Origin of the sequence: Mediterraneibacter sp. NSJ-151 (assembly GCF_022487435.1) — a bacterium.
Classification (GTDB): domain Bacteria; phylum Bacillota; class Clostridia; order Lachnospirales; family Lachnospiraceae; genus Schaedlerella; species Schaedlerella hominis.
Genome location: NZ_JAKVPP010000001.1, coordinates 364,366 through 384,712, shown reverse-complemented (window position 1 = coordinate 384,712; position 20,347 = coordinate 364,366). Strand labels below are relative to the sequence as shown.

Annotated in this window: 22 protein-coding genes and 2 pseudogenes; 1 reads left to right on the top strand and 23 read right to left on the bottom strand. The window is 46.1% G+C overall.

The window, feature by feature from the left end; all coding sequences use genetic code 11:
- Window positions 1–119: 119 nt before the first annotated feature.
- From LQE94_RS01895 to LQE94_RS01805, 19 genes and pseudogenes are all read right to left on the bottom strand, one after another.
- Window positions 120–1,148 (bottom strand): annotated as a pseudogene (locus LQE94_RS01895) (VirB4-like conjugal transfer ATPase, CD1110 family); the annotation flags it as partial.
- Window positions 1,048–1,482 (bottom strand): PrgI family protein, encoded by a 435-nt coding sequence (locus LQE94_RS01890; protein WP_117505240.1) that lies wholly within the window; start codon window positions 1,480–1,482, stop codon window positions 1,048–1,050. The pseudogene LQE94_RS01895 and the gene LQE94_RS01890, both read right to left, overlap by 101 nt.
- A 36-nt stretch (window positions 1,483–1,518) precedes the next feature.
- Window positions 1,519–2,259: a hypothetical protein gene (locus tag LQE94_RS01885; protein ID WP_243113262.1), complete on the bottom strand. Its 741-nt coding sequence runs from the start codon at window positions 2,257–2,259 to the stop codon at window positions 1,519–1,521.
- Window positions 2,260–2,261: 2 nt separating this feature from the next.
- Window positions 2,262–2,819 (bottom strand): MT-A70 family methyltransferase, encoded by a 558-nt coding sequence (locus LQE94_RS01880; RefSeq protein ID WP_005361089.1) that lies wholly within the window; start codon window positions 2,817–2,819, stop codon window positions 2,262–2,264.
- Window positions 2,819–3,271 carry a SpoVG family protein gene (locus tag LQE94_RS01875; protein ID WP_117442477.1) on the bottom strand — a complete coding sequence of 151 codons (453 nt, stop codon included), beginning with the start codon at window positions 3,269–3,271 and terminating at the stop codon, window positions 2,819–2,821. The genes LQE94_RS01880 and LQE94_RS01875 overlap by 1 nt, the downstream gene beginning before the upstream one ends.
- A gap of 38 nt (window positions 3,272–3,309) precedes the next feature.
- Complete coding sequence (locus tag LQE94_RS01870; protein ID WP_117442478.1) at window positions 3,310–4,173, bottom strand: VirB6/TrbL-like conjugal transfer protein, CD1112 family; 864 nt, start codon at window positions 4,171–4,173, stop codon at window positions 3,310–3,312.
- Window positions 4,174–4,183: 10 nt separating this feature from the next.
- Window positions 4,184–4,399, bottom strand: a complete 216-nt coding sequence (locus LQE94_RS01865) for a Maff2 family mobile element protein (RefSeq protein WP_005361081.1) — start codon at window positions 4,397–4,399, stop codon at window positions 4,184–4,186.
- 245 nt (window positions 4,400–4,644) lie between these two features.
- Entirely contained in the window at window positions 4,645–6,489 is a 1,845-nt protein-coding gene (locus LQE94_RS01860) for a VirD4-like conjugal transfer protein, CD1115 family (protein ID WP_117552645.1), read from the bottom strand.
- Window positions 6,486–6,962, bottom strand: coding sequence for a PcfB family protein (locus LQE94_RS01855; RefSeq protein WP_223385988.1), 477 nt, complete (start codon window positions 6,960–6,962; stop codon window positions 6,486–6,488). Before LQE94_RS01855 ends, LQE94_RS01860 begins: the two co-directional genes overlap by 4 nt.
- Before the next feature lie 45 nt (window positions 6,963–7,007).
- Complete coding sequence (locus LQE94_RS01850; protein WP_223385989.1) at window positions 7,008–7,817, bottom strand: hypothetical protein; 810 nt, start codon at window positions 7,815–7,817, stop codon at window positions 7,008–7,010.
- A 23-nt stretch (window positions 7,818–7,840) separates the two neighbouring features.
- The gene (locus LQE94_RS01845; RefSeq protein ID WP_064786913.1) at window positions 7,841–8,257 is read right to left on the bottom strand and encodes a DUF3846 domain-containing protein; all 417 of its coding nucleotides are present in this window, start codon (window positions 8,255–8,257) and stop codon (window positions 7,841–7,843) included.
- The gene (locus LQE94_RS01840; RefSeq protein ID WP_067536877.1) at window positions 8,254–9,084 is read right to left on the bottom strand and encodes a hypothetical protein; all 831 of its coding nucleotides are present in this window, start codon (window positions 9,082–9,084) and stop codon (window positions 8,254–8,256) included. The genes LQE94_RS01845 and LQE94_RS01840 overlap by 4 nt, the downstream gene beginning before the upstream one ends.
- Before the next feature lie 18 nt (window positions 9,085–9,102).
- A complete protein-coding gene (locus tag LQE94_RS01835; RefSeq protein WP_240576870.1) occupies window positions 9,103–11,031 on the bottom strand; it encodes an LPD1 domain-containing protein in 1,929 nt (642 codons plus the stop codon).
- 126 nt (window positions 11,032–11,157) lie between these two features.
- On the bottom strand, window positions 11,158–12,060 hold the full coding sequence (locus tag LQE94_RS01830; RefSeq protein ID WP_118720101.1) for a hypothetical protein: 903 nt from the start codon (window positions 12,058–12,060) through the stop codon (window positions 11,158–11,160).
- Window positions 12,061–12,142: 82 nt separating this feature from the next.
- Window positions 12,143–12,424, bottom strand: a complete 282-nt coding sequence (locus LQE94_RS01825) for a helix-turn-helix domain-containing protein (RefSeq protein WP_005361060.1) — start codon at window positions 12,422–12,424, stop codon at window positions 12,143–12,145.
- 32 nt (window positions 12,425–12,456) lie between these two features.
- Window positions 12,457–12,681: a hypothetical protein gene (locus LQE94_RS01820; RefSeq protein WP_055156485.1), complete on the bottom strand. Its 225-nt coding sequence runs from the start codon at window positions 12,679–12,681 to the stop codon at window positions 12,457–12,459.
- 13 nt (window positions 12,682–12,694) lie between these two features.
- Entirely contained in the window at window positions 12,695–13,675 is a 981-nt protein-coding gene (locus tag LQE94_RS01815) for a DUF3991 domain-containing protein (protein ID WP_240576860.1), read from the bottom strand.
- A gap of 77 nt (window positions 13,676–13,752) precedes the next feature.
- Window positions 13,753–14,625, bottom strand: a complete 873-nt coding sequence (locus LQE94_RS01810) for a DUF6017 domain-containing protein (RefSeq protein WP_118399281.1) — start codon at window positions 14,623–14,625, stop codon at window positions 13,753–13,755.
- A gap of 29 nt (window positions 14,626–14,654) precedes the next feature.
- On the bottom strand, window positions 14,655–15,176 hold the full coding sequence (locus LQE94_RS01805; protein WP_005361050.1) for a DUF5720 family protein: 522 nt from the start codon (window positions 15,174–15,176) through the stop codon (window positions 14,655–14,657).
- A gap of 257 nt (window positions 15,177–15,433) precedes the next feature.
- Between LQE94_RS01805 and LQE94_RS01800 the strand changes: the two are divergent.
- Window positions 15,434–15,670, top strand: a pseudogene (locus LQE94_RS01800) (site-specific integrase); the annotation flags it as partial.
- 307 nt (window positions 15,671–15,977) lie between these two features.
- Here LQE94_RS01800 and LQE94_RS01795 read toward each other — a convergent pair.
- The 4 genes from LQE94_RS01795 to LQE94_RS01780 form a co-directional block, all read right to left on the bottom strand.
- On the bottom strand, window positions 15,978–16,475 hold the full coding sequence (locus LQE94_RS01795; protein WP_009247521.1) for a nucleotidyltransferase domain-containing protein: 498 nt from the start codon (window positions 16,473–16,475) through the stop codon (window positions 15,978–15,980).
- A gap of 84 nt (window positions 16,476–16,559) precedes the next feature.
- On the bottom strand, window positions 16,560–18,104 hold the full coding sequence (locus LQE94_RS01790) for an ATP-binding cassette domain-containing protein (protein WP_240576859.1): 1,545 nt from the start codon (window positions 18,102–18,104) through the stop codon (window positions 16,560–16,562).
- A 453-nt stretch (window positions 18,105–18,557) separates the two neighbouring features.
- Window positions 18,558–18,935, bottom strand: a complete 378-nt coding sequence (locus LQE94_RS01785; RefSeq protein WP_009247523.1) for a TnpV protein — start codon at window positions 18,933–18,935, stop codon at window positions 18,558–18,560.
- Window positions 18,936–18,961: 26 nt separating this feature from the next.
- Complete coding sequence (locus LQE94_RS01780; protein ID WP_019190307.1) at window positions 18,962–20,101, bottom strand: plasmid recombination protein; 1,140 nt, start codon at window positions 20,099–20,101, stop codon at window positions 18,962–18,964.
- Window positions 20,102–20,347: the final 246 nt, after the last annotated feature.

Here is a 20,347-nt window from a genome sequence, read left to right as displayed (position 1 = left end):
ACCCCATCATTCCACCTCTTGGATTGTTAGTTCTCCTAACATCTGAAATTTTCGTTCTTTTGTTAGTGCCTGATTTTGTCCTTCAACCACGAAGGCTTTGTTCAGGAACGAGTCGCACTGATGTCCATGTCATACCCGGATCGGACCGCTTTCTTTTGTTCCTCAATGGTCATTTTCTGCAGGTCCGACATTTTACGCTTGATGTTTCGGATCGCCTGCGCCTGGTCGATAGACTGGATATGCAGGTTGACGGTCACGGCGTCGTTTAAGTCAAGAAGATCCGCTAAAAGCCGGTCGGTAAGCTCCGGCGCCAAAATCTGCAAAAAGGAGACAGCACCGGAATGGTCGCCTACCCGGAATGTCTTTCCATCCTTTGAAAAAGACAGCCCGGATGGGGAAATGAAGTCTTTGGTAGAAAGACCGGTCTTAGGCAGATCCGACCACTGGAAATGAAACTTTTCCTGACCGTCCGGGTGAAGCTGGCTGTGAAGAAGTTCCAGACGTTCCAGTCCGTTTAAGGATCTCGCCTGAACTCCCAGGGTCTTGAAATTTGCCAGCACATCCGTTTCAATGCGTTCCAGACGCATTTTCGCAGTACGCAGGTCATCTGCCTCGATTCCAAAGGTAATGTATTTGCGTTTGGTGAGACCGTTATTTCCTTTCTGCAACTGGTTCTTTAACATATCCCCGTATTCCTTGCGGATTCCGTCATACTCGTCGCCGCGGGGAGGGATGTCAATGCTTTTGGTAAAATCCTGCATATTGGCTCGCTGGTTGATAAAGGTAAGCTGCACATGGATCGAGGCGTCGAAGTAATTTAAGAAATCGCAGTAACCCTCGAAGATCTGTGCTTTATCATCTGCCTGTGCAAGCTGATAGTTAATATCAAAAAACTGCACCGTTTTGGTGTAAAGGGTATCGGTCAGCCGGCAGATCCCATCCCGGTACATTTCACGGTAGGGAATGCTCTGCTGGACCGTCTGCGGGGCATCTGCTTTCAGCCCGGCAAAAAAGCCGCCTTTTTTAGACGGCTTGGAACGGGCAGACTTAGTTTTGCCCTGCTTTGCATCGGCTCCGGTCTTTTTGGCCTGCCTGATGTTTTTTTGCAGACGCTTTTCCTGAGCTTCCTGCTGCTTGTTTTTTGGCAATCTTTGTAACCTCCTTCTTTGACATAGATTTATACAGGTTATCCGTCCTGTATGGACGGTCCTTCGGCCAGAGCTTATAACGGAGCCGGTTCTTCAAGATCTTTTCTGCCGGCTGCCCGTCACGCTCATACATGGCGAAGAAGAAAAAGGGCATCATCAGCCCGATCATCAAAAGTACAGCCGCCGAATTGCCGATCGCCCCGCGGGTAAAGAAATACACCGGAAGGCCGACAAGTCCGGCAAGGCTGAAACAAATAAGCTGGCGCTTCGTCAGATTGAAGGCCAGCTTAGTCTTAACTTTGGTTAAATCCTTTGGTACAGGTACATAAGGCATCTATACACCTCCCATCGTAATATAATTTCCGGCCCATTACCGTGCACCGAAATCGCGTACCGGTTTCTCCACAGCCGGACATTCCCGCACTTCCTGAGCCGCATTTTGCAGCCGTGCCAGGACAGAAACAGCCGGCTCTCTCTGACACAGGTATTCCTGGCTGTCTCGGATTCCGGCAATATTTTCCCGAATATCCATATCCACGTCGAACACATCTGAAACCGGCATAAGCCAACGGTCTGCAAAGTATTTCAAAGGATTCTCAAGCGCCAGCACATCATCCAGCATTTCATCCCTGAACTCAAACTTTGTTGTCAGATAGGAATACGCCTCCTGCATGGCTGTAATTTCAGCAGCTTTTTCAATTAAGGATTCCTTATCTCTTGACATAAGGCTTTCCCTGTAAGCAAAGTAATTCTGTCCCAGCCGTTTCATCAGGAGCGTATATTTGTCCTGTGCGGAAGGTTCGCTTGTGAAATGTTCAAATTTTTGCGCTGCATCAATTTCTTTGAGAAGATCGCAGATCGGGAAACTGTGTTCATGGTTATTTTCTTCCCAACACCATCGGGCTACATCCAACGGGTCCTGAAAAGAAAGAAGCGCCTCTACTTCCGCCGGAGTAAATACATGCTCAACCTTCAGATAATAGTGGAGTTCCGAAAGTCCCTGTAACTCGTAAATACTGCCGATGTTCTGTGCATCCAGCATATCCGCATGAACCTTCAAACACTCGTCCAGCCGTTCCATAAGCAGCCGCTTTGCATCTTGTTCTATCAAAATCACCCCTTTCGCTCCGGCATAGTCAGCGTACAGTTCACTTCATTGCCCCATACATCCCAGCCGGGTGTCTTTTGTCTTGCAAACAGTTCCACTCTGGGCTGATCGCCCATGAGTTTTACGATCTTATCCCGCACCTCGTCCGGTTTCTTGCTGTGCTGCTCAATATGGGAGATCACAAACTGATGGATTCCCGCACATTGGCGTTTCGGACGGCCTCTGGTTGCCAGCAGGCAGACCTCCGCGTTTGAGCGGGTCCAAAAGCCCATGCCATAAAACCAGCTATCCGCTTTCCGGTTCTGTTTGAGCCATAGAAAAGCCAGCGTTTTATATTTGAATCCCCAGGCATCGATCACCCGGAAGGCTTCATTGAGCTGCGGGAAGGTCGCCCACAGAAAAAGGGCACTGTCTTTTGCGGCAAGTTCCGATACCGGCAGGGCACAGATTTCTTCAATGCTCATTGTGGGGTAATGGTTTTCCGCAACGCCGCTTCCATGTTTCCTGTCATAATGCCAGGGCGGATCGGCATAGATAATGCCGTACTGTTTCGTTTCCGGCATTAGCGAGCCTGCTCATTCTTAGATGTGGCCGGTTTGGCCGGCTGTTCTTTGACCTTACCGGCATTTTCTTTCAATGCACCGGTCAGGGAAGGTTTTTCCGCTGCTCCCTTTGTCGCTTCAAGAGTTGCCTGCAAATTTTCAATAGCCTGCCCGTACCCATCGATTAAGGCATCGTTGAGCTGCTTGCGGAACTCTGCCGTAACCGGCCAGCAGACATCTTTCCAGTTGCCTCCCTTATCCTGGGTTGCGGGCATATTGACATACAGCCCCTTTTCACTGGAACAGATACGGAAGCCGTCAATCTTAAAGCATCCGCCAATCGTAACATTGGCAAACGCCAGCAGGTTTCCCATTGGGGCGATCGGACGCACGCGGACATCCAGCTTCATGCCGTTTGCCATTTCCGGCGTCTGTGTCTCCGGCGCCATTTTTTCTGTATTGGTTTTACTCATATATAAAATCCTCCTTTTTAGAATTGGTTTTGTTCATGCTATCTTGCATTAAATATGGATTTGGATAACGAACCTGTCTTAAACAGGGCAAAAGCCAGCAGTACCGTATAACCCGCCGTTCCCCAGATCGCGCCGTGCACGTCGCCGGACGATGGGATAGACTGGACCAGCACTGCATAAATGGCAACACAGATCAGGATCAAAAACCCCTGAAAGCCCAGGGCAAAAAGGGAACGCAGATACCCGGTTCCCATTTGTCCCCATTCCCGGTTTGCCATTGTGGAAAACGGGATCGGTGCAAGGCTCACGGTTAAATAAATCTCGATCATACGGCCATATACAATGACAAAGATCACGATGGACAGTACCCACATACACAGATTGATGATGTTGGTTTCCAGCCACAGTCCAATCAGTTCCCACATTCCCATTGCTTCAAGCTGGGTTTTCAGATCAGACAACGCCGCCTGCACATCCAGGTTCCCGTTTATGACACCGGCACTTTGCGACACCACATTTTGGGCCACATCAAAGACCGCCATCACAATCGTAAAACAGTTGGTGAGCAGGTAAGTGGCAACAAAAGTCTTGAAAATCCACTTGAAGATGTTGAATGTATCGAATTCGTGCATGTTGTTCTTTTCGAGAATCATCTGGATCAGTTCATACACCAGAACAAAGGTCAGGATCATGCCCGCAATGGGAATGACGACGGTTTCTGAAAGATTCTGAATCATGGAAAACACGCCGCCATTCCAGCCCTGCGGGGTCTGTCCTACCTGATTTGCCACATCCGCAACCTGATTGTTGACGGAGTTGAAAATACTGGTGTACTGTCCGGTGATCGCATCGATCAGGCCCTCTTTAATCCAGTCTGTTATCCATTCAAACAGACTGCCCATAAGTCAGCCCTTAACCGAACAGGCCGGAAAGCAGCGGGATCAGCGTTGCACCAACCAGAGCGATACCTCCGCCTGCCATAAGCTGCTTGATCCCCTGGGATTTTGCACCTGGGTTATCATTTCCGTAACCTTCGAGAAGGTTTACAACACCCCATGCGCCCAGACCTGCGCCCAGGGCGATCACAAGGATCTTCAAAGTATCAATCGCGCTTGCAAAAAATGCCATATAGTTCCTCCTTTAATTTCAGAAATTTTAATTTGTGATATGGCCGTATCAGGCCGGAAACAAAAAAAGCCGCCGCACTGTTTTTAGAAAAAAATCTGTTTCAAACAGCACGGCGGCATGGGGCAGGAAAAATCCTGCGGTTATTTACTTTTCAGGGAGAATCACGAATCCTCAAAATATCCTCCTTTCATCGTGACAAAAACAAAGCCTGCCAGGGCGTCATGCTTTGACAGGCAGGAACAACTCTATAAAGTCTGGGAAGCCAGATCTTCGGCTGTGACTTCATAATTGCGGTATCGTTCACCGGGACGCATCGGCATCCGGGTAGAAAGAAACTTTTCGATATTAAAAGCGTTCTTCTCATTAAAATCGGAAAGCAGTTTGTAATTTGGGTGTTTGGTTATATCGTATTTCCGGGAGAGGAACGGCCGCACACCCCTGATCTGCAGCAGACATTTGCCCCCGTCCATAACTGCCAGTTCATCCACCGACATCAGGTCCTTTCCCAGCTTTTGAAAATTTTGTCCGTGGGATTCCTGATTTCCCTTTGTGACACTGGTGTTATACAGATCAATAGTCTCTTTCCCTAATAGGGAGTTCCAGCTTTTTAAGGTAGTTTCTTCTTTGCCTCCTAAGAAAAGAGAGGCGTCACAGTTACCGATGATGGTGTCCATGTTATCTTTATACAGGGCTTTGAGCTGGCTTTGCGCCTGCAGCACCAAGCAGGCAGAGATCTCACGGCTTCGGATGGTCGCCATAAGACGCTCCAGGTTCGGGATCTGCCCGATATTTGCCGCCTCGTCGATCAGGCAGCGCACATGGATGGGAAGCCTGCCCCCATATACATCATCCGCCCGCTCGCATAAGCGGTTAAACAAAATGGAATAGATCAGACTGATCAAAAATGCAAAGGTTCCGTCCGTATCACTCATAATAAGGAAAAGAGCGGTCCGTTCATCCCCCAGCATATCCAGATCCAGCTCGTCATACATGGTAATTTCCCTGACTTCTTTAATGTCAAAAGGAGCCAGTCTGGAAGCACAGGAAATAAGGATCGACTTCGCTGTTTTTCCGGCAGCGAGCTTATATTTTTTATATTGACGCAGGGCAAAATGATCCGGGTCTTTCTGTTCCAGAGCGTCAAAGAGAAGGTCAACGGCATTTTTGAATGACTCGTCATCCTCACGGACCTCCATTGCGTTCAGCATTTCTACCAGTGTGGCAAAATTCTGTTCGTTTACCGGAGCTTCATAGTAGATATATCCGATCAGTGCCGTATAAAGCAAGGTTTCTGCTTTGACCCAGAAATCGTCTCCGGCTTTTCCTTCGCCTTTGGTATTGGCGATCAGGGTAGTGACGATCTTCAGAATATCTTTCTCGGAATGAATGTAGGCGAATGGGTTAAAGTGCATACTTTTCTGAAAATTGATCGTATTGAATACCCGTATTTTATAGGGCTCATAGATGATCTTTCCTTTTTCATTACGCATAGGCTTTCCGTCCTTGTCCAGCTTTGGTGTGCCTCGCTGCAACATCTTTCCGCATTCCACAAGGACTGTACCTTTCGGATCGGTGACGACGTAGGAACTGTGCATTTGCATCAGATTGGGCTTGATGAAAAAGCGCGTTTTTCCCGAACCTGATCCTCCGACTACCAGTACATTTTTATTTCTTGCATTGGCCGGATTTTTGGGCCGTCCGTTTAACATCAGTCCTTCACTTTGGGTAAGAATGATATTGTTTTCCGGCTTTGGGTCCATAAATGGGGCAATATCGGCTTTATTTCCCCATCTTGCAGAACCATATTCCACATTTTTGCGGTATTTCTTAGCGTCTTTCCCTCTAAGATAGACTGCCAGCCGCATAATGGCTGCACCGCATAAACCAATCAGCCAGTCCATTGCCGCTCCCGGCCACATACTCTGAAACGCAAGGGCAAAGCCTTCGGACAGTCCTAACAGCTTTTGGGAAGCGTCTGCTCCGGGAGCCAGACGCACCGCCTCGCCCAGCTTGGCAAATACCAGAAGGAACAGAATATAAGGCAGATGGAGAATGACCTGTTTTTTCAGTGTTTCTGCATCAATCTTCATCGTTCCGGTCCTCCGTGTTCTTTGTTCTTTACACGGTCACGGCCAAGCGACTGCGCCAGTTCTTTGAACTTATGAAGCTGTGTAAGCAGCGACGGTCTGGTGCTGCGTGTAAGGTCTTTCTTCGTATATTCCTTAAAAGCTGCCGTCAGTGCATCCGCCTGGTTTGCCTTGAAATATACCGTCCATTTTGGGGGATCGGTCCCAAGTTCCTTTTCTATATGGTAGCGTACCTGATGTTTCCTGGCATACCGTTCAAAAGAGCGGATTCGCCCTGAAACTTCAATGGTATTGGCTCCGGGGTCTTTATAAGTCAGCCGCTTCATGCTGTTGCGCCCGACTTTTGGCATTGTGCGTTCCTGTTCCATCTTTTGGAGTACCGCAGCAATAGCCGCACGCAGTACCCGCCCTGACAGTTTTGCTGCCTGTATAGAAACAGAAACCGTTCGTTGTTCGAGATCTTCCTGCAAGAGCATCCTCCTTTCTGATAAAATCGGTATTTATAATATGGAAATAACTTTTTACCGGCTTTCCCCAAGAACCTGCTGTCGGGAAGCGTGTTCAAAGGCTTTTGCTGCCTGATCGACCTGAATTTTAGCATGTTTCAAAAGCGTCTTGATGATCGTAGCCGGGCGTTCCTGTTCCTCCAGATGATCGACCATCCCTTTGCACTCATCCGGGAGGTATTCCGCCATATCTTTCAACACATCGGAAAAGTTACCCATAAAGCCCCAACAGCTATCCGACAGCTCCCCGTTTTTATAAAGCTCAAACCCATAACATTCGCCATGCAGATAGGAATCGTAAGCGGCGACTTCACTGCGCATCAGTGCGTCCGCTTTCTGCCGGATGGCGCCGGTCATCTTGTCAGCGTCAAATTCCTTTAGGGCATCTTCTTTGGAAACATAGATCCAGCCGACCTGTCCGCTGTCCCATTCTGCATGAGGGGCCCTGCCTGAGAAACTTTCTGTACTCATGGCAAGACCTGAGTGGTCGTAGAGATAGAGGGGGAGCATCAGATACTTTTCCGAAATTACTTTCTGCATTGCTTCATCGATCGCCCGTTCCTCTGTCTTTGGTCCATGCCGGAAACGGCTGCTTACAATGTTTACCATCCGTTCATAGCGTTTCATGCCGGCTTCATCATGTCCTACGGTATCTAAATACATTTCCCGCAGGAAGTCGTCTTTGTCCATATAGTTGTGATGGTCGCCCAGCGCATAGCGGGGATGGAAGCATACCATCGTCCCAAAATGTTCATCTACCTCACGGGGAGAGATCAGAATATCGTCCGGCTGCACCATAAGGGCATAAGGTTCATTTACTGCCATTAACATAATTGGCTCCTTTCTTTCTACAAATCCGGGCCGGAATGGTGCATCATCGGTTTTTCCCGGTGTTCATTGGTTGCAGGCTGCTTGACTGCAATGATCTCGCCGGCAATCCTTGCAAATTTTTCAGGGTACTTGAACTGCTCCCCGTATTTCTCCATCAAGTCCGGGGAAAGGTCTGTAAAATCTTCCTCGCCAAGACCAACGATCAGAAAATTCCCGGACACAATATCATAAACGTGGCCGTCATCATCAAAGAGAGCCCGGTTCAGAGGCAGTCCCATCAGCTTGCCTTCATCATTGCAGATCAGAGCCACCGGGTCCTCATACGGATAGACCGCCTGAATGTCTCCACCCACTGCCGCCTGCAAAGATTTCAGACCGCTTTCAATCTCCGCAGCATAAGGGGACTTGCCCGGCTCTACCATTAACACTTTCATAACTGTATATCCTCCTTCTTTTTCATTGCCATACCGGGAGCGGCTGGCGTTTTTTCCTGGGTTTTTGCCACAGAGAGCTTCCCCAGGACGGAAGGCTTCTCCTGGTTTTGGGGCGTAAAAATACCGCCCTCCGAAACCTCGGCGGCGGCATGTTCCGTTTTGGTCTGTTCCAGTCCTTCAACCGTATAACCAGGTAAGAGAGTGCCATGAACCATAAAATGACGCTCATATTCTTTCGGAATTGGCGGGGAAATTTCCGTGAATAAATGGGAATAGGCTTTCTTCCGCCCGTCCAGGTATTTTATGGCTGCATTCTTATCTGTATATCGTTTCTGGTTTTGTCCGGCAATCTTTTCTCCATATCCCTGCTTCGGGGAATGAATACGGACTTCCCATGTCACATACCAGGCAACCGGAATACTCTGTTTTGTTTCCCTGTCATATTTCGTATCTTCCCAAATACTGCAGGTCATCTGATAGACCCGGTTGCTGATTTTCTGATCCGCCCTCCAGTTATCGGTGTCTTTCCACTGATTGCCGGTATGTTCAATCTCAGGTGTACGAAGATATTCCAAAGCCCGGTTGATCGTCTGTGTTGCCGCTGCCTGCTGTTCCCACTGTTTTGCGGCAGCCACCACGATTTCATAGGCTTTCTGCTCCCCGTCGATACTTCCCTGGCGCATGGCTTCCAGGCTATCTGTTCCCATTGTGATCAGTGTAGAAATATCCACATTTTCACAAACTACGCTGTGCTCAATTTTAAGCTCCGATCCCGGCGTCAAGTGGTCGCCATACCGGTAGGCATGATAATCTTTATTTTCTTCCAAAATGCTGTTCACCTCCTGCTATATTTCCGGCTCGTGGTTTTTTCTGGAAAACGTCTGTGCCGGTGATTTTTTATCTGCCGGCCTGTTTGCCGCAAGCTGATCCATCACGGAAGGACGGCCGACGCCGAACATGGATAGCTGCCCGTCCGCCGCCTCACGAAGTTCAGAAACAGAGAGGGGAAGCGTTACATCGGCATGGGTCAATAGCTGTTCCCGTTTCAAATCCTGAATGATCTCGTCAAAAACAGCGTTGATTGCACGGCGTTCTTCCCCCACAGGGAAGGCTTTCAATACCTCCATTTCTCCGTCTTTACCGGAAACCAGGGTAAGGGCACAGTCGGCATGGCCTGCCAGATAATCCGATGTGTAGGGCAGTTTGTCCTTGATATAACAGGCAAAGGCTCTGGCTGTCATTTCCACATTGCTGTCCCAATAACCGCCGTCTTTTTCACATTCTTTTCCCATGCGTACCGAATTACGGTAAAAATCAGTTTCCGTCCGTCCAATCTGCGGAGCTTCCTGCGCCTGCATCCCGGAAAGCATACGCTCAAAAATTTCCAGCCGTTCCCGTTCACTTTTGGGAATTACCCGGCCGGTAACATTCTTCTTAAATGCGCTGATCTGTTCCACAGAGCCGGGTTCGCCGGACAAAAATGCTTCCCGCAAGACTGCGTAGGTTTCCATCTGTTCCTCATTGCCATACCGTTTCAGGGAGGCAAGAACCGAGGAATCCAGCCAGCTTGCCGCATTTTTCCGGGTGCGTTCTGTTTGTGCTTCCGTGCGCTTTGCTGCCTGTTCCGGTGTTTCCGGTTTATACTTCATGGTGTCAATGAGTTTTTGGAACGGCGCATAGAGGCGGGGCTGTTCTGACAGCATCCCTTTTGCTCCCATCTTTGTACCAAGATAATCGTCAAGTCCATGCCACCATTCATGTGCCAGGGAACCGGCCCCGTGCATTTTTGTAAGATTGATGACTGTACGCAAAGGTTCATAATGAGCTGCAGCATTGCCACTGCCTCTTGCACCAAAAGCGATAGCAAGTGTTCCCTGATAAGCAATATCTTTATCGCTGATCTTAAGGGCTGACGCCAAATCCTTTAGTGCTTCAAATCCCATGTTAAGGGAGGTCTGACGGTCGTTCTGGTTCATCCAGTTTCCAAACTCGCCGCCGCGGAACCCAAATGTATCAAGATAATGCTGTCCGGTGATCTCCACGCCATTCCGATAATCCGGGCCGGTACGTTTGACATGGGCGAGCTGGGGAGGGACAAACCGGATCTTCCCATTTTTGTTCCTGCCTTTGGCAAGTTCCTGCACCCATTTCAGGGCAGCTTCTTTGGTCTCAAAATTGGTCCGCAGGATCGAATAGCCTTTTGTCACATAGTAGGTACCGGGCTTCCAGTCCTCATTTTTAGAATAGGTATGTTTCCCGTCGTTGAAGTGAATCGCATAACCTTTCGGTATTTTCTGCTCTTTGGAAACACAAAACTGTTCCTTTTTTGCTTTCTGAGTAAAGTTGCGCTCAAAATATTCAGCCGAGCGGATCAGCATGGTATTGGACAATTTGTTTGTGATCACGGGATTGTCCTGTCCCTTTTTCGTTGCCCGGTAATGGATTCCGCTTCCCCAGCCCTGTACCTTTTCTAAATATCCATTGTCAACGAAAAAGCGGTCATAGGCTCTCACAGCATCCTCCGCAGTACGGACATCTGAAAGCACTGCCTGCAATTCCCGAACTGTTTTTATATATTCCTTTTGTCTCGCGGTCCGTTTTTCCGGGGTGTCATCCGTGCGGTAATACTGAGGGGAAGCGTTTAAGCCGTCCCTCGCTTTTTTGATAAAATAGACCACGCCAAGAGGAATCCCTTCCTCCAGTATGGCTGCATAGTCCGGCTTTTTCCAGACATTATCCTTTTTCACAAATTTTTCGGCTTCGCGCTCATTCATGGCTTCCAGATCATCTGCATACAGCCCGCGGTCTTTCCACAGATCTTTTTTAGCACCGCCGATCTTTTCGCCGAAATCTTCATGCACTCCTGCCAATCTTCATCACCTCCAGTCAGTGTAAAATTCTTATCGCTCCGGGGCAGGGCGACGTTCTTCGTTTTTGTGAAGTTGTGGGAGGTTTCCTGTGAGCCGGTCAGTTTCCCTGCGGATCAGTTTGTCCAGAGCGCCTAAATCCTCCGGTGCAATGGCAAACTCCCGGTAATTTTCATACCACAGGCCCGTAGAGATTGCCGCGATGGGCGCAATTTTCTCCGAACCGGATGGAAGAAGGCGATACACAGGGGCTTCGTCATAAAGAAGCATCTGCTTTGCCGTTCCCTGTGGTATGCGGTACTTATCCATATCCGGGTTCTGGGCTACCTCCATATATTGCATATTCAGGCGTTCTTCTAAATCCTGGGGCATATAACGAAATGCCTGATCCATCCACTGTCTGAACATCGTGGAATAGTGGTACTGCCATTCCGTAACTTGATTCGGGGCATAAGAAAATCCCCAGCTTTTCAGAGCATCTTTTTCGTAAAGCTCCATTCCAGTCCATTCTTTCAGGCTGACCGTAGCCACTGAACCATCTTTGCGTTCGATATTGACGCCGCAGGGATAGAGGATATTTCGTTTTATATCCTGCCGCAGCGTGTCTAAATCCATCATCAGGACATCTCCGTACAAGTGACCGCCCTCTCTGCGATCCGTATGAAACAGGAAAGCCCTCGCTCCGATAAACTCCGTTGTTAAGATCATTTGATGAAGATCTGCCGTAGAACAATAAGCAAACAAAGCGTCGGAAAGCCACATGTGATTTTTCCCCATGATGGCAATGGAATCAGCCCCGGCATTTGTCGCCAGAGAACGCATATTGAATTCGCATTCCCTGAGAAAATCTCCGGCAAAAATATGGAGCTCATACGCAAAGACGGATAAGTCTGTATCGCGGATCAAATGAATCTGCGGTAGTGGTTCCTGATCCAATCAAATTCCTCCTTTCATGTGAAGCAGCTCTTTGACCTGCTCATTTTCCGCAAACGGCTGGCTATCTGTCCCCGCCATTTAATCAATCCCTCCCATCTGCCGGTAGCTGCCCGCCGGCAATCTTGCCGACAATCTCCGGACCGGTTTCATAAATCTGCATGAGGCGTTTTGCTGTGCCGCAAGGCTGTGCAGCTCCGCTAGTCCAAAGACGCACTGTGGATGGGGCAACATTCATCAAAAGCGCAAAGCCCTTTTCGTTCATGTCCAGCTTTTTCATCAGCGATTTAACCATATCGGGGCCGTAGTCTGGACACCGGGAAGCCTCGGCAATCATCTGCAAAGCGGTATTTTCAATTTTTTTCATTTTCAAATCCTCCTGTTATTTGTTTTCCAGCCTTATGCCGGGGCAAAGCTGATCTGGTTGTGTTTCATCCTTTTGGCAAAATCCGGCAACGAATAATTTACCCCGTCAATTTCTGCATGGGTGTCATCCAGACGATGACAAACAGCAAAGTGCCTGTCCCCGTTTCCATAGAACAGGCAGAGTAAACCATTGTCGGGAATGGAAAACAGCGCTTTTCCGGCGCTGTCTGTAAAGCAGATATGTTGAGATCCATTCATGTTGAAATCCTCCCTAAATTGAAACAGCCGCCTCTTTTGGGCGGCGTTGGTGCTGGCTGGTTTGCAGTTGTTCCCGAACCTCCAGCAATTTTTCATTGTAATCTTTTCCCATCCGGGGAGGGTTGACACTTACCCGGATATGACGGAAACGTTTATCCTCGTGGAGCATGGTCTTGATTTTCCGGGCATTGACAAATCCGGCAAGATCGTGGTCCATATAAAGGGTAACACGCCGGATCTCCGGGTGGCGTTCCAGAAAAGAAGTCAGCGCCACATGGGAAGTACCTCCCAAAGACAAGCGGTAACCATTCCATTTCCATCCCTCCAGCTCTTGAAGCGTTGCATGGGAAAGCGCATCAATAGGAGCTTCAAAGACTGCCACATGCCGGCTACCCGGACTTTGCGGGGGATAACAAAAGTTATATCCTTTGTCGCTGCCATAGACATCCTTTTTGAGATTGCCGCCGATACTGCGCATACAGGCGAACTTCGCTTTCCCGGAATCATCTTTCCCTACAAATACACAAACCGGTTCTCCATGATACCGGGCTTCGTAAAAAATCCCGGCTTGTAAACACTGGCGAATGACTTCTGAGCTGATCCCCCGTTTCTGCAAATAGGAGACCGCAGCGGCCGCGCAACGTCTGGCCCAGGGGAGAGAGAATGCTTTCTTTTCCGGTTCTTTTGATACCTGTATTTCTGCCGTACTTCGGTAAGCCGGTGTATGTCGGATTTCGCCACCTACCAGAGCATGAACCGCATCCACAAGACCATATCCCCGAATCTGGATCAGGTAGTCCAGCGCATTGATACTCCGTCCACGGCTGTTCCAGTACCAGTACCTTTTCCCGGTCACATATACCAGACTGTCATGTTCCTTATGCCGGAAATTAGGTCCATCCCGTTTCAGCACACCGGGTTCATGGAACTGCAGGTAAGTAAACAGATCAGCTTCCCGCGCTGCCTGAATCTGTTCTTTGGTTACGCCGGGCATTGTACCGGCACAGTGATTCTTTTCATCGTGCTTTGCCTCCTTCCTGTGATGGAATGAAAAAAGACACCCAAAGGTGCCTAACAGCCGTACAGATCGTGATTGACCTCGGCACGGTAATAGCTGTCCATTGTAGCCGGGGCATTATACAGCGCCGCCAGCAGATATGCTTTGATATTTCCGACCTTCGTCGTGTTCTTGTCGATACAGTCAAAGACATACTCTAAGTGACCGGAATTGATCTTCAGGAACCGGCTCTTGACGATCTCCCGCGGAAAATCATCTCCGGCGATGCGTATGTAAGGGCGTTTCGACAAAATCACTTCAAGCATAAGTTCAAGGGTTTCGTCCAGACGTTCCCTGCCATACCGTAAGACCAGTAAGTCATATTCGATATTTTCTTTGATGATTTCACGATATGCTTCTATCAGCTCTATCCGATCCATCCCATCCGTGCGGTTCGCCGCTTCCGGCTCTGCCGGATAGATTGATGGATAAGTTATTGATTTATCTTTTTTTGATTTTTTTGTTTTTAATGGATTAGTATTTAATTGTGCCGGATTTTCCTGTTCAGGTTCCGCCTGTTTAGGTTTTGCCTGTTCAGGTTTTACCTGTCTTGGATTTTCCCGTTTAGGTGAAAGCCCTATGTTTTCGGTACTTACAGGCTGCTCATGGATCGTATATTCAATGTCTCCCAACTGCCCGTTATCATAGCGGAGGCGCTGTCTGGTGAGATAACCATGCCGCTCCAGTTCCTTCAGGGCAGTAGTGATAGAATCCACACCGTCCTTGCAGATATGGGCGAGTCCCTTCGTGGTATAATCCCAATCTTCCGGCAGCGACAACATAAGTGATAAAAGCCCCTTTGCCTTTAAGGACAACTCCGTATTGCGCAGATGGTGATTGCTCATTATCGTAAAGTCCTTTGTTTTCTCTACACGGAATACTGCCATTGTATCGCCTCCTTTCTTCGACTATTCCGTTACAAGGCATGATCCCTGCGGTCATAATGGAGATGACCGTCAGAGACCTTCGCATGGTTTTTCAGTTTCACTTCGCCCCGTTCCTGGCTCTCTAAAAATTTCTGATAGCCGGCATCTGTAAGGAACAAGCGCATCTTATCGCCTTTGTCGCCAACAGGGGAATCGTAAGACAATACATCAAAGACGATCATGTGCTTTACTTCTGGATCAAAGCGTTCAAGTGCCATGATGTCATGCCCCTTCAATTTTTCTGCCCCTGATTGTTGTCTGGCCTCGGCGATCTTTTCTCCAATCGTCCGGGCTGGATAGGGCAGACGGTAATTCTTCTGAATATCTTTTACCAAGTCCATGCACTCTGCATTTGACAGAACACGAAGTTTTGCCATAAGACCTTCTGCCGCCTCCCGCTGTTCGGAATTATTTGAATACCGCACGGTCATATAAAGTTCATTCAGGATCTTTGTCTGATAATCGCCCTCCACTTGAAAGAGCAGCTTTTTTTCCATTTCGTTTAATTCCATGTGGATCTCCTTTCTCTCGAAAATGAGTATGAAAAAAGGGCGTCCACCTATAAAAGTGAAACGCCCACGGCAACCAGCGGTCAGACATAAAGCCGGACCGCTGGCACTATTAAATTTTGTCGTTAATAAAACAGCCTCCTTTTTTCTTTATAGTTTTCGTCAATTTTCAACTTGGAAAAGGAATTGAATAAAAGACGACAAACGCTCAAACCCCTTGAAAATAAAGGCTTTTTCTGTTTGTCGTTATTATACCGTAACGGCATTCGCATGCTTCCCTGCTTATCAGCATGGGCGAAAATCCACTGCTGATTAAAGAGCGTCTTGGACATGAAAAAATACAGACGACACTAGGAACTTATGGTCATCTGTATCCAAACACCAATATTGAGATTGCAAAGAAGCTGACCGGGGTTCTCAGCTACCAGTCAGCTTCTCAAAGTATTGCTAATTATACCAGTAATCAGCATACTGCAATGTATCACAAAGAAATATAAAAATGCAATGATAATGCAATTTCAAACACCCAAAGCCGCAAAGCCCCGTGGTTACGGGCTTTGTAGCCCAGCGTCAACTATTCAAACTCTACAAAGACTAACGCTTTTTGTTTAGGAATTATTCTCTGTAATGTTTCTCGTTCTTTTGATTATTTGATATATCCATATTATCCTGCCTATACGAGCTAATGTTATCATTTTGTTATCGGCATTGATAACACCTACTCGATAACTGTGGATAATAACTATATGTAGCATGTCAAATTATAAGCTATTTTGCTTAGAGATTCAACACAAAACTGAAATTTTACTTTTCCTTATATTCATCTGGTATTGCTATTTGAAATGTTTCACACAACAGCATCACATCATGCACATCATTTTTATCGTGTTCATATCCCAAATGAAGCATTACCTGACTCAATGGTTCAATACAAGAAACAGTTATATCTCCAACTTTTCCAATACCGGAAAAAGTTTTTGATGGAAATATATCTCCCTCATAAACAATTCCGTCATCTGTAAATTCAAAACAATGTAAATCAATGATTCTTTGTTTATCATCTTTCCAGACAGTATGACCATCCGTTGTATAATCAGTATTTACTTCCTCAAATCCATGCTGCTTAATCACATAAATATAATCATGATAATGTTTCAGTTCAACAAACAAATCAATATCATTGTGTATTCTTGATTCTCTTTTAAGAAGTGCATCAACACCCCATCCGCCATCTAAATATACTTTAATTTCGTTTTGCAAAGCATATTTTATAATTTCACATGCATCTTCTGTACGTACCATAATCTATCCTCCAAATTCAAATCTTTGTATGCTTTCCAACTCACTAAAAGCCTGAAATTTGTCAGTCTTTCATCCTTTTTGTTATCAATCACCAATTAGCTGTAATCCATTAGGATTTAGCTGATATATTTTATCGCACACCTCTTCAATATACTTTCTATCGTGAGAAATGCTAATGACAGCCCCCGGAAATTCTCGGAGCATTTTTCTTATTACCGGACCGGACAATGGTGAAAAATTTCTTGTCGGTTCATCCAGAATAAGAACATTTGCACCACTTAAGCTCATCCTCAAGAGAAGCACTTTCGCCTTTTGTCCGCCTGATAACTCCCGAATCGGATGCTCCATTTCATCTGGTGTGTATTTAAGTGAACCAAGGTATGTTCTAATTCTTGTACGCTCTTCTTTATCTCCTGTTTTATCAAGGTAATCAACCGGTGTAACATCCAAATCCAGCAGGTCTTCATAAGTTTGAGGCATATATTCTGCTTTAATGTCATTCCGATTTAGGAGTTCTTCCGCTATCTTTTTTAGAAGAGTCGTTTTTCCTGCCCCGTTGGCTCCTATCATACAGATTTTTTCTGAACCTTTTATTTTTAAATGAATTCCTTCTGCTAAAATTCTTTTGCCATCCGGAGTCACAAGCTTTGAAAGTTCATATTCTATGACCGTTTTTCCTGCGGGAATGTGTGAGTTTTCATCCCCTAATTTGACAAAGATTGCTTCTTCCTGTTCCGGCATCTGAGTCATATTTTCATCTTCTTTTTCAAATCTTCGTTCCATTGCCTTAACCGTATGCATTTTGTCCTTTAAGTTTTTGGCAACAGACGGTGCTTGTCTGGTACAACTTCTTAATGCACCTTGTACACTCTGCATAACTCTTTGATATTTTTCATCGCGAATCTTTTTCTCCCTATGGTCACTCAGTGCCCGCTGTTTTTGGATTTCAAATTTATGAAGCCGTTCTTCCACATAGCGTCTATAGGGAAGCTTTGCCACGGTATATCTCGCCTTTGTTTTTCGTATAATCTGCTCGATATGTATCACCATGTTGGCAGTACGCTCTATCAGCGTTTCATCGTGTGAAATAAAAAGCACAATGTGCTTCCAGTCATTTATGATTTTTTCCAGTAATGTAAGCGTCGCAATGTCGATGTCATTGGAAGGTTCGTCCAACAACAGCACAGAAACATCGCGAATGAAAAGCCTCATAAGTTGTGTCTTGACTTTTTCGCCTCCTGAAAGACTACCCATTGTCTGGTTACTGTAGAAAAAATCATTTTTCATTCCAAATTTTCCCGCAATAACAGACAATTCTTTAGGCGTTTTCTCCCAGAATATTTCCTCTTCAGAAAAATATTCGTATATTGTTTTTTCCTTATCTTCATCGAGCATCTCCTGCGGAAGATAACCAAGACGTTCGTGTCCCATTATCCTTTCCCCATCTGCTTCTATATAGTTTTCTACAAGCGACGGATTGTATATCCACTTCATTAATGTCGATTTCCCATTTCCCTCTTCTCCAATAATAACTGCCTTATCTCCATCATTTAGCACAAGGTTGAAATCATTAAGAATTATTCTCAGGTCTTTTTTATGTGTTAAATTTAATTTTTTTATCTGCAACATTAAAGTTTCTCCTTTTCGAAGTCTGAGCCAATTATTATTTTGAACACACAAAAACGAGTCTTTTTTGCATACGCAAAAATAGACTCGCTAAATAGACCCTTATTTCTTTTCCAAAAGGAAAACAAAGGAAATGCCTCTTGCGATAATCCAACTTAAGCGTACACAAAACAAACCTATTCTCTACAGGCTCAATAACTATATGTGTCTTACTTAAATCAAATTATCTATTAATCATTTCCTCACCTTACACAAAATGTGCCTTTCTTTCTTCTAATGGCAATACTATCATACTGTATTTTTTGTGTCAATACATTTCACCTTATGGAAGTGCAAATTAAAATTTTCACTTCCTAATTATACATCCAACCATTACGAAATTCAATCTTTCACAACCTCTTTACAACCACAACCACAGCACTCCAGCAAACGCAGGAGCACCATACCGTAAAACGCTTATGTGTAAATCAACTCCGTTCCTACAACTTCCCTCACACAAGCCTGAATATTATTCATTCTTCCAATCCATTCGTAGGGATTATCTTTCTTTAATTGTTCCGTCACATCTTGTCTGTCGGCATATTCCTTTACCAGTCGAAGAAACATATCCTCTGCTTGCTTATCGACTTCTGCAAGATAACTATGCAGCTTTCCGCTTGTCAGCAGGTTCATATATAACACTTTATAGTGTTCCTTTAAATGCCTTGCATGTCGTTTCCCCCATAAACCAATCGGCTCTATTTCTTCTTCGGCTGGTACTGTGATGTTCGGCAATAAATAATCACCCACCTGTCTATAAGTTCCGCCCATTTCTTCAAAAATTGTCTTTGTCATTTTCCTTTTCCTCCTGTGATTTTTGTCTATCGTGATCGTGTATTATCACGCTTGCGACCTTTAACTGTTCTTGCCTGCTCCAACAAATCATCTATCTGTTTGCGACCAAAAACCTTACGGAGCAGGCTGTAATCTTTATTTTCTGCTTTTAGGATTTTGTTTTCTTCGGTCAATCTTTCATTGACTTTCTCCAAACGCTGATTGGTGCGGTATAACTGTGCATTCGCTGTATTCAGCCTATGATAGTTGTCCCACCCCTCAAAGCAGCGGGCAAGCACCGTTTTGACAAGTTGCTTCAATTTCCTTACAACCGGCTCTGCCATTTTGGTTTTATATGCCTTTGCAGTCATAAATTTCTCTGGTTCTGGCAACTGATATTTCGGTGCAGTATCAAGCTCTATTTCAAGATTTGACAGCTCGTCTTTTGCCTTATCATAGTTCAATACTCGTTCCGACAACACATCAAATTCAATCTGTTTCTGCTCGATTTTCGCACCTAATGCCGCCACTTCTTTTTCTCTTTCCTGCTTTTTATAATCCAAAACAGAAAGATGTTTTTCGTGTGTGCCTAAATGTTCCCACTCAATCCCATAACGTTCCATCACCGCCGCAAGCTGTTCTTTTTCGGACTGTATCCATTGCGACCACTCCGTATCGCCACGACTGCCGCCCTTAAAACCTTGCGTTGCAAGAGCCTGCTTTAGTGACACTCTTGTATCAAGTCCACGCTTGCTGCCTGTGGTAAAAGGTACAAAATCTATGTGCAGATGTGGTGTAGCTTCATCCATATGCAGATGAGCCGAGAACACCCGAAGCTGTGGATTTCGCTCCTGAAAACCCTGATAGTATTCATCTAAAATCTGCTTTGCCAGTTCTCCGTTTTCCGTATCGGCGTTCATATTTCCCTTACCGCCCACCTGTAAAATGATTTCGTGGAACGGTTTTTCCTGCTTGGAACTTCGGATTTTTTCATAATAATCTTTTATCTTTCGGTCTGACCTTATCTGCTTGGCATTGTATCTTTCCAATGCTTCATCAAACAATTCGTGATAAACTGTCTTTATATTTTCATTGCAGTAGTCGATATTGAGATGAGTACGAGTTCCGTCTACATTTTCTGCTCGGAACTTTCGGCTATTGTGATTGACCGAGCCTTTACCGACCATTGCACTTATCGTTCTCTGCATTTTTTCATCTCCCATCTGTAAATTTCAACATTCTCAGGTTTTGTTACTTTTGTCAAAAGTAACGCAAAAGCACTTTTGACGGGTACACCCATCAAAAATGCGACCTGTAAACAGGTTTTGCGTTCTCCGAAGGCTCTCCGAGGGGTGAGCGTGTGCCGGTGGCACACACGCCTGCGAACCGACCGAGCCAGCAGGCGAGACCAAAGAGCCGCCTTTGAAAAGGCA

Excerpts from the sequence above, each read along its gene's own strand:
- LQE94_RS01815 (WP_240576860.1), bottom strand. The coding sequence starts at position 13,675 with ATGCCCGGCGTAACCAAAGAACAGATTCAGGCAGCGCGGGAAGCTGAT.
- LQE94_RS01865 (WP_005361081.1), bottom strand. The coding sequence starts at position 4,399 with ATGGCATTTTTTGCAAGCGCGATTGATACTTTGAAGATCCTTGTGATC.
- LQE94_RS01880 (WP_005361089.1), bottom strand. The coding sequence starts at position 2,819 with ATGCCGGAAACGAAACAGTACGGCATTATCTATGCCGATCCGCCCTGG.
- LQE94_RS01860 (WP_117552645.1), bottom strand. The coding sequence starts at position 6,489 with ATGAAGATTGATGCAGAAACACTGAAAAAACAGGTCATTCTCCATCTG.
- LQE94_RS01835 (WP_240576870.1), bottom strand. The coding sequence starts at position 11,031 with ATGAATGAGCGCGAAGCCGAAAAATTTGTGAAAAAGGATAATGTCTGG.
- LQE94_RS01845 (WP_064786913.1), bottom strand. The coding sequence starts at position 8,257 with ATGAAAGTGTTAATGGTAGAGCCGGGCAAGTCCCCTTATGCTGCGGAG.
- LQE94_RS01820 (WP_055156485.1), bottom strand. The coding sequence starts at position 12,681 with ATGAATGGATCTCAACATATCTGCTTTACAGACAGCGCCGGAAAAGCG.
- LQE94_RS01790 (WP_240576859.1), bottom strand. The coding sequence starts at position 18,104 with ATGTTGCAGATAAAAAAATTAAATTTAACACATAAAAAAGACCTGAGA.
- LQE94_RS01850 (WP_223385989.1), bottom strand. The coding sequence starts at position 7,817 with ATGGCAGTAAATGAACCTTATGCCCTTATGGTGCAGCCGGACGATATT.
- LQE94_RS01805 (WP_005361050.1), bottom strand. The coding sequence starts at position 15,176 with ATGGAATTAAACGAAATGGAAAAAAAGCTGCTCTTTCAAGTGGAGGGC.
- LQE94_RS01890 (WP_117505240.1), bottom strand. The coding sequence starts at position 1,482 with ATGCCTTATGTACCTGTACCAAAGGATTTAACCAAAGTTAAGACTAAG.
- LQE94_RS01785 (WP_009247523.1), bottom strand. The coding sequence starts at position 18,935 with ATGACAAAGACAATTTTTGAAGAAATGGGCGGAACTTATAGACAGGTG.
- LQE94_RS01855 (WP_223385988.1), bottom strand. The coding sequence starts at position 6,962 with ATGCTCTTGCAGGAAGATCTCGAACAACGAACGGTTTCTGTTTCTATA.
- LQE94_RS01875 (WP_117442477.1), bottom strand. The coding sequence starts at position 3,271 with ATGAGTAAAACCAATACAGAAAAAATGGCGCCGGAGACACAGACGCCG.
- LQE94_RS01795 (WP_009247521.1), bottom strand. The coding sequence starts at position 16,475 with ATGGTACGTACAGAAGATGCATGTGAAATTATAAAATATGCTTTGCAA.
- LQE94_RS01870 (WP_117442478.1), bottom strand. The coding sequence starts at position 4,173 with ATGGGCAGTCTGTTTGAATGGATAACAGACTGGATTAAAGAGGGCCTG.
- LQE94_RS01810 (WP_118399281.1), bottom strand. The coding sequence starts at position 14,625 with ATGGCAGTATTCCGTGTAGAGAAAACAAAGGACTTTACGATAATGAGC.
- LQE94_RS01825 (WP_005361060.1), bottom strand. The coding sequence starts at position 12,424 with ATGAAAAAAATTGAAAATACCGCTTTGCAGATGATTGCCGAGGCTTCC.
- LQE94_RS01780 (WP_019190307.1), bottom strand. The coding sequence starts at position 20,101 with ATGGTCGGTAAAGGCTCGGTCAATCACAATAGCCGAAAGTTCCGAGCA.